This is a genomic window from Paenibacillus sp. ACRSA (assembly GCF_022346845.1).
Taxonomy (GTDB): domain Bacteria; phylum Bacillota; class Bacilli; order Paenibacillales; family Paenibacillaceae; genus Paenibacillus.
The window spans coordinates 189,950-202,673 of record NZ_JAKRNP010000008.1; the positions used below are offsets into that span (position 1 = coordinate 189,950).

Genomic DNA, 12,724 nt, shown 5'->3' on the forward strand with positions numbered 1-12,724 from the left:
TTTATATATATGCTTGTCAAAAAAGATCCTTCGTAATCCAAAGTGGACTTTTTGAAAACCTCTATAAGGAATGGGAGTGTGAAAGGTGATGGCAAATAACAAAGAACAGGCAGGCACCGGCACAGCAGTAGCGGGCACGTCTGCAACAGGAGCGGCATCAGCGGCTCAGACAGAAAGCTCTCTTTTTCAAACCTATGCACGTTATCCTATTAGCTTAGTTAAGGGAAAAGGTAGCTGGCTGTGGGATGATCAGGGCAACCGTTATCTCGACTTCATGTGCGGATTGGCTGTAACGAGCCTGGGTCATGCACCAGAGAAGGTTGGCGCTAAGCTCAAAGCACAGATTGATGAACTATGGCATGTATCTAATCTGTTCCAGATTCCAGGTCAAGAACGTGCAGCAGCTATATTGACAGCGAATACGTGTGCAGATGCAGTGTTCTTCTGCAACAGTGGTGCCGAGGCGAACGAAGCAGCGATTAAACTAGCTCGTCGTTATCACCAAAAGGTGAAAGGCGCAGACCGTTACGAGGTCATTACCTTTGCGCAATCCTTCCACGGACGGACACTAGCTACATTAACAGCGACAGGACAGGATAAGGTAAAAGAGGGCTTTTTGCCATTGCCAGCGGGATTTGTTACTGTTCCATTCCATGACAATGCAGCACTTGAAGCTGCGATTGGGCCACACACGGCTGCGATTATGCTGGAAATGGTGCAAGCTGAGGGTGGTGTGCATCCAGTTAAACCTGAATTCTTGCAGTTTGTAAAACAGCTGTGCGAGAAGCATGGATTGTTATTGATTGTGGATGAGGTACAGACAGGAATGGGGCGTACCGGTAAATTGTTCGCACATGAACATTACGGCATCGAACCAGATATTTTCACTGTAGCTAAAGGCATCGGTAGTGGTTTCCCTGTGGGGGCAATGCTGGGTAAAGGTTATCTGAAAGATGCCTTTACCGCTGGCAGTCACGCGACCACATTTGGGGGTACGCCGCTGGCTTCCTCGGTTGTCATTGCAACCATCGAAACGATGCTGGAAGATAAATTGCCTGAACGTGCAGCTGAGATGGGCGAATATCTGATGAGCTCACTGAGAGAGCGTTTGGCGGGCAATTCTTTTGTTAAAGAAGTTCGTGGATTAGGCTTATTGGTCGGCATTGAATGTGAAGAGGCTGTAGGCGATATCGTTATTGCTGGACAGAAGCGTGGTATCTTGTTTGTATCTGCAGGACCTAACGTTATTCGTTTACTTCCGAACTTGTATGTGAGCAAAGAAGAGATCGATGAGGCTGTTTCCTTGGTGGCAACACTCATTGAAGAGCATGTAGCAGCGAAGAACGCCTAATCCATACGGATAGGTTCAGATATCATTGATACTTTCAGAAAAATTCCTACTCCGGGGTCATGAACGGCTCCGGTGTAGTATTCAGATGATGAATTTCCTGTAGCCGCGTGTTCATGCAGCATAAGTAGGTCGTTAGCGGTCATGATGGGAAATAATCAGGCTATCATTAACTTCTGCACACGCGGGTGCAGGGAACCGGAAATAAGGAGGATGTTATTAACATGACACAAGTTCAATCAACTGAGAAGATCCAGAAGATCGATCTAAGAGGTCGGGACTTTATTGAGTTCACCGATTATACGGCAGAAGAAATTCGTTATTTACTCGACCTTGCAATTGAGATCAAAGGCAAGCAAAAAAACGGTGTGCCTTTTCAGCCTTTGAAAGGTAAAACAATCGGACTGATTTTTGAAAAATCATCTACACGTACACGTGTATCTTTTGAAGTGGGTATGTTCCAGCTAGGTGGGCATGCACTCTTCCTGAGCAAAAATGATATCCAACTGGGTCGCGGCGAAACGACGCATGATACGGCTAAAGTATTGTCCCGGTATCTTGACGGCATTATGATCCGTACCTTTGGGCACCATAATGTAACTGAGTTGGCAGAGCATGCAGATATTCCAGTCATCAATGGATTGAGCGATGCGGCGCATCCATGCCAAGTGCTGGCGGATTTCCAAACGGTGCTGGAGCACAAGGGTAAGCTTGCAGGTCTCAAAATGGCTTACGTCGGAGACGGCAATAACATGGCTCACTCCCTGATGCTTGGCGCAGCTAAGATGGGGATGCATGTAGCTGTAGCGACTCCTGAAGGTTATGAGGCTGACAGTGCGATCGTAGAACAAGCACGCAGCATTGCACAGGAGAGCGGATCACAGGTTGTGGTGACGTATAGTGCCGAAGAAGCGGTCAAAGATGCGGATATCGTGTACACGGATGTGTGGGCGAGCATGGGCTTTGAGGAAGAGCAGAAGATTCGTGAGCAAGCATTTGCTGCGTATCAGGTGAACGAAGAATTGATGAAGGTTGCGAAGCCGGACTACATGTTCCTGCACTGCCTCCCGGCTCACCGTGGAGAGGAAGTAAGCGCAGGCGTAATCGATGGGCCGAACTCCTTGATCTTCGATCAAGCAGAGAATCGTCTGCATGCACAGAAAGCGTTAATGGCTGCGTTAATGAGCGAATAGCCGAGATTTGCGTGAATGGGTTGATTTTAGACGCGGATTTCGCGATGATAGATTAAATATTATTTTTAGTGAGTAACTGAACTTGGGGAGGACCTATTAGACATGGCTAAGGAAAAAATCGTACTCGCCTATTCCGGCGGGTTGGACACATCTGTAATTTTGAAATGGTTGAAAGAGACTTATGACGCTGAGATCATTGCATTTACAGCAGATATCGGTCAAAAGGATGAATTGGACGGCTTGGAGGAAAAAGCACTGGCAACAGGTGCTTCCAAAGTATACATCGATGACCTGCGCGACGAGTTCGCAAAAGACTTCATTTACCCTATGTTCCAAGCGGGCGCGCTGTATGAAGGGCAATATTTGCTCGGTACAAGTATCGCACGTCCTTTGATTGCTAAACGTATGGTGGACATCGCTCGTGCAGAAGGTGCTACAGCGATTGCTCACGGTGCGACAGGTAAAGGGAATGACCAAGTTCGCTTTGAATTGAACGCGGCTGCACTGACACCGGATATTGCAGTCATCGCACCTTGGCGTCTGGAAGAATTCCGTAACCAATTCCCAGGACGTGCAGAGATGATTGCATATGCTGAGAAACACGGCATTCCAGTAACGGCATCTGCGGCTAAACCTTACTCTACAGACCGTAACCTCTTGCATATCAGCTATGAGAGCGGTGTGCTCGAGGATCCTTGGTTCGATCCAAGTACGGACGAGAACAAAGACATGTTCCTGCTCAGCAGTGCGCCTGAAGATGCGCCAGATCAAGCAGAATATGTTGAACTGGAATTCGAACAAGGCGACTGTGTAGCTCTGAACGGTGAGCGTCTCAGCCCACTGCAAGTCATGGAGCAACTGAACGAGCTGGGTGGCAAACATGGTATTGGCCGTGTGGATATGGTCGAGAACCGTTTTGTCGGAATGAAGAGCCGTGGCGTGTACGAAACACCAGGCGGAACCATTCTGTTCACTGCACACCGCAAAATGGAATCCATCACGATGGATCGCGAAGTCATGAACCTGCGTGATAGTTTGATTACACGCTACAGCACGCTCGTATACAACGGCTTCTGGTTCGCACCAGAGCGTCTGGCGTTGCAAGCACTCGTGAGCGAAAGTCAGAAAAACGTAACGGGTACAGTACGTGTGAAACTGTACAAAGGTAACATTATCGGCGCTGGCGTGAAAAGCCCTGTCAGCTTGTACAACCCAGACATCGCAACGATGGAAGCTGATCCTACGCAAGCATACGATCAAGGCGATGCAACAGGCTTTATCCGCCTGAACGCACTGCGATTGAAAGTGAACTCCGGCGTGGAACAAAACAAAAACAACTAATTCATTCTATATATTGAATTAAACATTTACACGAAAACGGAGAGGACAGAAATAACCGGATGAAGCGAAGCGTTCGCTACAAGCTTTCTGTAAGAAAGCTACATCGGAAGCATAAGCTATCCCCGGATTTTCCCTTTAGAAAAGGGAATCAAAAAAATCTGGGGGTAACAGCGATCAGGAGGTTGTTCTGTCATTGGAGTGGTGAGTAGTAAGAGGTGTTTTAGTTCAATGTATAGAGCCATCCAAATATAACTGACAAAGGCAGGCCGTTCTTGCATATCTGGCAGGAGCGGCTTTGTCCATGAGCGAAAGGGGAGTACTCACCGTGAGCAAGCTTTGGGGAGGACGTTTTACCAAACAAACGAATCATCTAGTTGAGGAATACACCGCATCGATTAATTTTGATAAAGCATTGGCTGAGGAAGACATTCAAGGTAGCTTGGCTCATGTCACGATGCTGGGCAAATGCGGCATTCTGCCTGCGGAAGACGTGGAAACGATCAAAGAAGGCTTGATTACCGTTTTGCATAAAATCCGTGCCGGCGAAGTGGAATTCTCCGTATCTGATGAAGACATCCACATGAACATTGAGAAAAATCTAATTGAGACCATTGGCCCTGTAGGCGGCAAATTACACACAGGCCGTAGCCGGAATGACCAAGTGGCAACGGATATGCACTTGTACCTGCGTGAGCGCGTGGTTGGTTTTGTAGGGATGTTGCATGCCTTGCAGGAAGCGCTGATCGGACAAGCGAAAGATAACCTCGATACGATCGTACCGGGTTATACGCATCTTCAGCGGGCACAGCCTATTCTGTTTGCCCACCACCTGATGGCGTACGTGTCGATGTTCCAACGGGATGCTGAACGTCTGATGGATAGCTATAAACGCATTAACGTTCTGCCACTTGGAGCGGGTGCGCTTGCTGGAACAACGTTCCCGATTGACCGTCATTTTGTAGCTGAACAACTGGGCTTTGATGGTGTATATGAAAATAGTTTGGATGCCGTGAGTGATCGTGACTTTATTGTTGAGTTCCTGGCAGCCGCATCACTCATCATGACTCACTTGTCCCGACTGAGTGAGGAATTGGTACTGTGGAGCAGCACGGAGTTTGGTTTCGTTGAACTGGATGATGCGTTCTGCACAGGTAGTAGCATCATGCCACAGAAGAAAAACCCAGACGTTCCTGAACTCGTTCGTGGGAAAACTGGACGTGTCTACGGTAACCTGATCGGGTTGCTGACTGTACTTAAATCTCTTCCGCTTGCCTACAACAAGGATATGCAGGAAGACAAAGAAGGCATGTTTGATACAGTGGCTACACTAGAAGGTGCATTGCAATTGTTCGCACCGATGATCGCTACGATGAAGGTAAACAAGGATCGCATGCGTCAGGCTGTGAACCAGGACTTCTCGAACGCAACGGATATTGCAGATTTCCTCGTAGGCGAGGGTTTGCCATTCCGTCAAGCGCATGAAGTCATTGGTAAGACAGTATTGTACTGCATCCAAAACGGCAAGTATTTGCTGGATCTGACGATTGATGAATTCCGTCAATTCTCCGAGCTGTTCGATGAGCGCATCTACGATGTGCTGCAGCCAGAAGCGGTAGTTAACGCGCGTAACGTTTACGGCGGTACAGCATCAGGTCAAGTAGCTGAAGCCATTGGACGCAGTGAGAAGGTACTAGAGATCACGGAGCAATGGATTAAGAACCGTGGTTAATGCCGGAAGCTGATAGAGCGGGTGTGGATGATTCCGATTCGTTTTTTTTAAAATATGGCTAAAAAAGAAGCAGGTTCAAGAGATAAATCTCTCTGACCTGCTTCTTTTTGTGATTCATAATGGATTTTTTCAATTATGATTTCTGCCAGCTGCCTTCATTCACCTCGGTGAGTACCTCGCCGTCGCGAACGACGACATGTCCGCGGACAACCGTACCTACCACGCTACAAGGGAACGAGTGGCCGATATACAGGCTTTCTTTATGTTTGGCATAATAGTTTTCTTTGGTGACAGTAAACGCTTGATCCAGATTGACAATCGCAAGATCTGCATCCATCCCGGTGACGATGCTGCCTTTGCGCTCCGCAAGACCGAAGCGCTCCGCTGGATTGGACGCCGTCCAAGCGGCAACTTGCTCCAACGGAATGTTGTTTGCTAATGCGAGTTCCAATGCTGACAGTAGGGTGAATTGTCCACCACTAATCCCACCCCATGCTTGGAAGAGATTGAAATCTTTCGGATCTTTCATATCATACGGACAGGGCGAGTGGTCCGAGGATAACATGTCGAATTTCCCTTCGGCCAGCAGGGAAATGAGTCGTTGCTGTTCGTCTGCTTCTCGTAGCGGAGGAGCACACTTGGCAATGCTTCCTTTTTCCCGCAGGCTATCATGGTTGAAGAGAAGATAATGTGGGCAAGTCTCGACCGTGACGTTCATGCCACGAGCTTTGGCAGCTTCAATACTGGCTACTGCTGCAGCGGAGCTGATATGCACGAAATGCAGTGCGCAGCCTGTAATTTCTGAATAGTACAACGCACGTTCTACAGCTTCGACTTCGGCGAGAATCGGGCGCGTCTCCAAATAATCATCGGCGCTGAAGAGTCCAGCTGCTTCTTTTTCTTCTTTTAGCCAGTTCGTGATCGCCGCACTCTCCGAATGTAGCGCGAGCACCTTGCCAAGAGCTGCAATTTTTTTCATGCCCGTTAGCAGTGTCATATCATCCACCGCTTCGAATTCTTTATTACCCGTTGTAGAGAGGAATGCTTTGAATCCAATGACCCCTGACTCTGCCAGCGGCTGCAGGTCGTCTTCATTTCCTGGCACAAGACCGCCCCAGAGTCCGAAATCGACAAGTGATTTTTCATTTCCGATTCGAGCTTTCTCCAGCAGTGCCTCTTCATTCACTGTTGATGGAATGCCATTCAGTGGCATGTCGAAGAACGTGGTGCAACCGCCTGCGGCCATCATAGCCGATCCGCTCGTAAAACCTTCCCAGTGCTCTCGTCCTGGTTCGCTGAAATGGACGTGTACGTCGATCATACCTGGAAACACATGAGATCCGTCTGCATCATAAGTATGCTCGGCTTCACCCTCCAGGTTGGTGGCAATTGCCGCGATTTTTCCATCTTTGATACCAACATCGACTTTCTTGACGCCGTCCGGCAGCACTACGCTGCCGCCGCGTACAATCAGATCGTAACGTTCCATACACAACTCTCCTCTTCAATGATCTTGAATTTTTTCAAATGAAATAGTCTAGTTCAACCTGTAAGTTTGTGTTCAAAGGCGGATTTTTTGAAAACTTCTGTGTTTATTCGTAAATGGTACCTTTTTTGAATGATGATCCTTTGAATGCGAATTTGCTGAGCAGTAGGTATGCAATGCCTGCTACGACAAATCCAATGATCCAGCCGATGTCTACCAGTAGGAACGCAGCCCCAGCTCCAATTAGCATGGCTAGTAAAGCGCTCGGATTGTAGCCTTTGAATGAACCGTTGTCCAGATACAACTCGGTGGTGTCTACCTTTTGCTTACGCAGGATGTAGTACTCTACGAGCATGATGGCTACGATTGGACCAAGGAAAGCTGAGTAGATCAGGATGAATGTGTTTAACCCTTGAGCGGAAGAATCCTGCACGAGTACCCATGGGAAGGAGCAGAGCGCAAGTAATCCAGTAATAATGACAGATGTTTTGTATTTCAGCTTAGTAACAAGCGAGATGACATAAGCTGGTGGCACGATATTGGCGACCATGTTAACAGCGACTACACCAATGACGATGAATGCAGATACAGCGACAGTGATATATGGATTGTCAACGATAACAGCGAATGCTTTAACGGGATTCGAAATCCCTGTTGCTGCAGCCATCATTGCTCCAATTGTGAGGACGAAGCCATACGCGATAACGATAGGGAGGAAGTAGAGCATGCTACGCTTTTTGTCACTGATGCCGCTCTTGAGTTCACGTGAATAGTCACCAGCACTCAGGAAGATTGCTGCATAGTTGCCCAGGAATACCATGATGAAAGCGAAGAATGGAAGTCCCCATGTGCCTTGCGCATTTACCCAATTTTCGGTAATCGCCGTGCTATGAGAATTGAGCAATATACTGAACACGTAGACGAGTGCTAGCATAATAACAACGGAGGCGAGAGTCTCCACCCACTTGATCGCATGAAAGCCATAAAGTGAAAGGATAATCTGAACGGCCTGCAATACGACGAAACAGATGACAACACTGTCGAAGCTACCGCCACTGAGCACTTTGACAATTTCGTTCAGTGCGGTTCCCCCGACCCAGCTCTGGAAGCCATACCAAACGATGGCAGGCACGCCGCGTAAGAATGAGGATATAATAGAACCTTTGATGCCGAATGACATACGCAATTGAACAACGTAAGGGATTCCCGTTCGATAACCGAATCGGTCGTTAATGGCAAAGATCACAGAGATGATGCCGATCGCAATCATAGCTGCCACAAATGTCTGAAATACATTGAGTGTAGCGACACCAGCGACAATGAGACTTGCTCCAAGTGTCATGTTCCCGAGGTTCACGCCATCCCCGATCCACATAAACATGTAAGCGATCGATCCAATCGTTCTTTCGCTCTCCTGCTTCGGTTTCAGGGAGTCGTCCACATTAATATTTTCTTGCAAGTGTGACTCTTCCAGCACTCGACCTGCTAAATTCGTAGACATATTCCGCCCCACTCCTCTTCGTATTGGGTAAGCAAGGCTGATCGTATCCATATAAGTATACGAACCGTTCCGATCAGTCCTTTGCCCACACCACAGATGATTAAAATACTGTAAGGTAACATCACTCTGTTATGTAATGTAATCTCACTTTGGATTTGTTATCCTTATTTTATCACCTTGTACCCACAATTCATTGACAAAAACGTAGATTATGATCGTGTTTTCTGTTCAAATTAAACAAAAAAAATATTACGTTTAATGTCATGTTATGTAGGAGGCATAGATACGAAAGTTCATGCAGACGATTTTTAATAATAAGAGATCAGTTTTCCACTGAATTGCTCAATGTTTTCAGCCCGGTAATTCGGCATTCCACCTCATCACCAGCATCAATCACGACTGAACCTGGTGTGCCTGTTAAAATGATATCTCCCGGATGTAATGTCATCACATGTGAAAGGAAAGAGATCAAGTGTGCGGGCGAGAAGATCATCTGGCTAACGGTATTGTAGTGTATGACTTCGCCATTCAATACAGTTTCGACCTTGAGATTAGGCAGATCAATGTATTCGTCAGGAGTGGATAGGCTGGAGCCTAGGCTTAGGAACGTGTCGAAGCTTTTGGCTCTTTGCATGAATCGAGGATTACGCGCATGAATCTCCTTAGCCGTCATATCGAGAGAGGTGGTATAACCGGCTACGTAATTCATAGCATCGTCCTCGCTAACATTTCTGCATGTCTGTCCAATGACGATCGCTAGCTCTGCCTCTGCAGTGACCTGTCCAGCTCCATCCGGTAGACGGATCGCTTCGCCAGAGCCAATTAGTGACGTATCGGGTTTGAGAAAGATGACAGGCTCATCCTCAGGAGGGCGTCCAGACAGCTCGATGGCTTTTGCTAGATAATTCATGCCAACCCCAATCATCTTACCTGGTTGGCGGTATAACACACGGTGAGATACATCGTTGACCGACAGAGCAGAGAGAGCGGAGAGGATCTCCTGTCCGCCACTAGCGTACCAGTCTCGCAGATTTTTCAGTTGTTTGTTTTGCAGTAGTGTAAAGAGATCTGTATCCCAATAGGTGTTTGCTTCCTCATTCAGCTGAGTCAGGGGAATCACGCCATGATCTGTTAGGAACGCTGCTTGCTCCTGTCCGTCATGTTCAACCGTTACAAGTTTCATCCGCGCACCTCTTTCATGAAATGTTCTGCCATCCAGCGTAGTAGTCTAAGATCGGTATTCGCACCGCCGATAAAGGATAATCCGATGGGCAGTCCATCCTCACGAATTACGGGCACGGTAACCTGAGGTAGACCAGAGAGTCCTGCGATACAGGAGAGTTGCATCGTTTTTGCTCGATATGCTTCGGCCTCTGCACCCTGTAGTCCGAGCAGTGGAGCTGGGCCGGGTGCTGTCGGGATCGCTAGAAGTCCGTCTTCACCCAGCAAGTCAATAAGGCTACTCCGGATACGAGTGCGTAGGTCACTCTCAGTGGTGTGTGCAGACGCCTCCAGTGTACAAGCCCATTCAAATCGTTCTGCAATGCCAGGGCCGAATGTTGGACGTTCCTTTATCAACCAATCGCTATGTTCATGGGCGATTTCTAACCCTTGAAGAACGCGGAACGCTGCCGACCAGTCCGCTAGGCTCTCCGTAGGTGTTGTTAATTGGACTGAAGTGCTATCCTGCTTCCAGTTGGGAAGTTCGTACAGCTTCGAGAGTAAGAGCGAACGATTGTTTTCTTCTGGCAGACTCCAGGTTTCATCTGCTAAGAAGAAGCGCGCGAATGGGCTGTTGATGTCGAATTCGTTGTGAACATCGTGTTGAACATGGTGTGCGTTACTGCTTGATTTGAGGTTCGCTTCCTCATGAAGCGTTCCGAGGTTTTTTTGCAATAGAACCTTGCCCACATCTAACAAAATCTTCGGAGACTGGCTCATCCAGCCAACCGTATCGAAGCTGCGTGCCAGTGGAATGACTCCTTCTGTAGATACAGCTCCATGTGTTGGCCGGAAGCCATACAGACCGCAGTACGAAGATGGAATGCGAACGGAACCACCTGTGTCTGTGCCTATAGCGAAATCAACCAGACCCGTCGCAGCCGCAACGGCTGAACCACTTGATGATCCGCCTGGTATTCGATCTGGTGCGAGTGGGTTGATGGGTGTGCCATAGTGGGCATTTTCCCCATTCAAACTGTACATCAATTCGTCTGTCTGTGTTGTGCCTGTGAGTCTTGCGCCGCTGGTTAGTAAGGATAGCAGAGCGGGAGCGGTAGAGCCCGCAGCTTCATGCGTCCGAAGCCAATCTGGATTACCGGCTCCACTGATTACGCCTTGAATATCGAAGACGTCTTTTACTGCGAACGTCAGCCCATTGAGTTCGCCTGTCCCAGTAGGAGGGAGCTGGACTGTGGCATCTACAAATGCTCCCCATTGATCCTGGTTCACCGAAGCGATCTCTGTCTCTGCTTTCTCAGTTTCTGTGCCCAGCTTGAATTTCTCCGATTGATTCGTATTTATCCTTCTCATGACTGTTCTCCTTTCGGATTCAAATTAGAATTGAGTGTGCGTCTTGAGTGGTCAGATGTTGGAGCTACAGGCCCTTGAACCTTGTTCGAAGCTAGTGTCTGATCCTGTTGGGATGAACCGGAGCGAAGTCGATCTAACACTAGTGCGAGTAAAATGCCAACGAGCAGACCATTTGCGAGTAGCGGACGTAGCAGTGGGGGCAAGGAGGCGAAATATTCGGATGGCAATCCCATCACGATGACTCCCACGAAAAGAGGTGCTGCTGTCCGGTACACGTTTGCTGCATCCATTCGAATCTGGCCGAAATATTGTAGTGATGAACCGAGTAGTCGCAGATATGTTACTAATAATACAGCGCTCCCGATGCTGAGCGGCAGTTGTGTCAGCACACTGCTGACTGCCGGAATCAGACCAATTCCCGCGAACAGTAGACCGCCAATGACAAACGGAAGCTGCTCTCGTATACGGGTCTGCTGCAGAAAACCTACGGATGAAACGTAAGGCGCGTAAGGTACAAGCCCTAGTAATCCTGACAGAACCGCAAGTATACCGCTGATGGTAAATGAACGTTTGTACTGCTTGGCAGAGGCTTCTTGTTCGTAAATACGATCTGTTCCCTTGAGTGCGCCGAATGTGTTCGAGGCATTGACCAGACCGGCGATAATTGCAATCATGACAACACCTATGTTCAGGCCATGCCATGGATTACCGAGAGGGAACCAACCCATGTCGATTGTTCCTGCGCTGGAGGTTCCGCTGTCTCTGCCGAAGATGAGTGTATATAGCACCCATCCGCCCAGAATTCCAATCAGTAACGCATACTGACCAATTGCAGGTCGGGCTTTTACGGATAAGACTGCGACGAAAACAGCTACGGTTGCCGATAATAGAAAAACGGTGGGTTGAATTGTTGTTGCTTCCGTCGAAGATCCCGAGGAGATCCCGAGCATTCCTTCCAGAAAAATCATGTTCAGCCGGCAACCGAGGAGAAACATAAAAACAGCCATCACCCCTGGCGTAAACAACTTCGACAACGGGGCGGCAAGTCCGCAGACACCGATTAGAATGGTGATGACACCTGAGATCACGATACCCACGGCCAGACTGCCGCCCAGCTCCGTCAGTGAAATGCCCAGTGAAGGCGCAGCCGCGCTGAGGCTCAGAATGACACCCCACCACAATCCTGACTGTCCCTCCATGACCGATCTTTGATGCCCAAGTGCTGCTTGTACGACACAGGCGAGCCCTGTAAGGACAAACGAGCATTGAATTAAGAATTGGATTTTGTCTTGCGGTAATGCAAATGCCGCCCCGACCGTGATTGGAATGACGACTGTATTTGTAAATAAGAAAAAGAGCCACTGCAGCCCAGCGAGTCCGGAGCGCAGTTTGATGATATTGTTCATGTGTCACCTTCCGCTTGGAGTTTCGCCGAAACGGTCTTCGAGCAGTACAATGATGTGCCCGGCGTTCCTATAGCGAAGTCTTATTTATGCAAAAGGATTCCGGACATGCCGGAACCCCATTTCTCTGTAACGTTTAAATGTATGCAGTTGAATCTTCGTGTTGTACCTCTGGGCTAAATCGCGATTAT

Annotated in this window: 9 protein-coding genes; 4 read left to right on the forward strand and 5 right to left on the reverse strand. The window is 48.3% G+C overall.

The window, feature by feature from the left end:
* Nucleotides 1-88 precede the first annotated feature (88 nt).
* The 4 genes from MH215_RS21545 to argH all read left to right on the forward strand — a co-directional run bounded on the left by MH215_RS21545 (nucleotide 89) and on the right by argH (nucleotide 5,611).
* Nucleotides 89-1,351, forward strand: a complete 1,263-nt coding sequence (locus tag MH215_RS21545) for an acetylornithine transaminase (RefSeq protein WP_239293243.1) — start codon at nucleotides 89-91, stop codon at nucleotides 1,349-1,351.
* A gap of 221 nt (nucleotides 1,352-1,572) precedes the next feature.
* Nucleotides 1,573-2,541: an ornithine carbamoyltransferase gene (argF, locus tag MH215_RS21550; RefSeq protein ID WP_239293244.1), complete on the forward strand. Its 969-nt coding sequence runs from the start codon at nucleotides 1,573-1,575 to the stop codon at nucleotides 2,539-2,541.
* Nucleotides 2,542-2,643: 102 nt separating this feature from the next.
* Entirely contained in the window at nucleotides 2,644-3,882 is a 1,239-nt protein-coding gene (locus MH215_RS21555) for an argininosuccinate synthase (RefSeq protein ID WP_145051390.1), read from the forward strand.
* A gap of 325 nt (nucleotides 3,883-4,207) precedes the next feature.
* On the forward strand, nucleotides 4,208-5,611 hold the full coding sequence (gene argH, locus MH215_RS21560; RefSeq protein WP_239293245.1) for an argininosuccinate lyase: 1,404 nt from the start codon (nucleotides 4,208-4,210) through the stop codon (nucleotides 5,609-5,611).
* Nucleotides 5,612-5,744: 133 nt separating this feature from the next.
* On the opposite strand, the gene MH215_RS21565 is transcribed toward argH, so the two are convergent.
* From MH215_RS21565 to MH215_RS21585, 5 genes are all read right to left on the reverse strand, one after another.
* Nucleotides 5,745-7,100: an allantoinase gene (locus MH215_RS21565; RefSeq protein WP_239293246.1), complete on the reverse strand. Its 1,356-nt coding sequence runs from the start codon at nucleotides 7,098-7,100 to the stop codon at nucleotides 5,745-5,747.
* Between the two features lie 103 nt (nucleotides 7,101-7,203).
* Entirely contained in the window at nucleotides 7,204-8,598 is a 1,395-nt protein-coding gene (locus MH215_RS21570) for an NCS1 family transporter (RefSeq protein WP_239293247.1), read from the reverse strand.
* Nucleotides 8,599-8,920: 322 nt separating this feature from the next.
* On the reverse strand, nucleotides 8,921-9,781 hold the full coding sequence (locus MH215_RS21575) for a fumarylacetoacetate hydrolase family protein (RefSeq protein WP_239293248.1): 861 nt from the start codon (nucleotides 9,779-9,781) through the stop codon (nucleotides 8,921-8,923).
* Nucleotides 9,778-11,130: an amidase family protein gene (locus tag MH215_RS21580; protein ID WP_239293249.1), complete on the reverse strand. Its 1,353-nt coding sequence runs from the start codon at nucleotides 11,128-11,130 to the stop codon at nucleotides 9,778-9,780. The genes MH215_RS21575 and MH215_RS21580 overlap by 4 nt, the downstream gene beginning before the upstream one ends.
* Entirely contained in the window at nucleotides 11,127-12,536 is a 1,410-nt protein-coding gene (locus MH215_RS21585) for a uracil/xanthine transporter (RefSeq protein ID WP_239293250.1), read from the reverse strand. The genes MH215_RS21580 and MH215_RS21585 overlap by 4 nt, the downstream gene beginning before the upstream one ends.
* Nucleotides 12,537-12,724 lie beyond the last annotated feature (188 nt).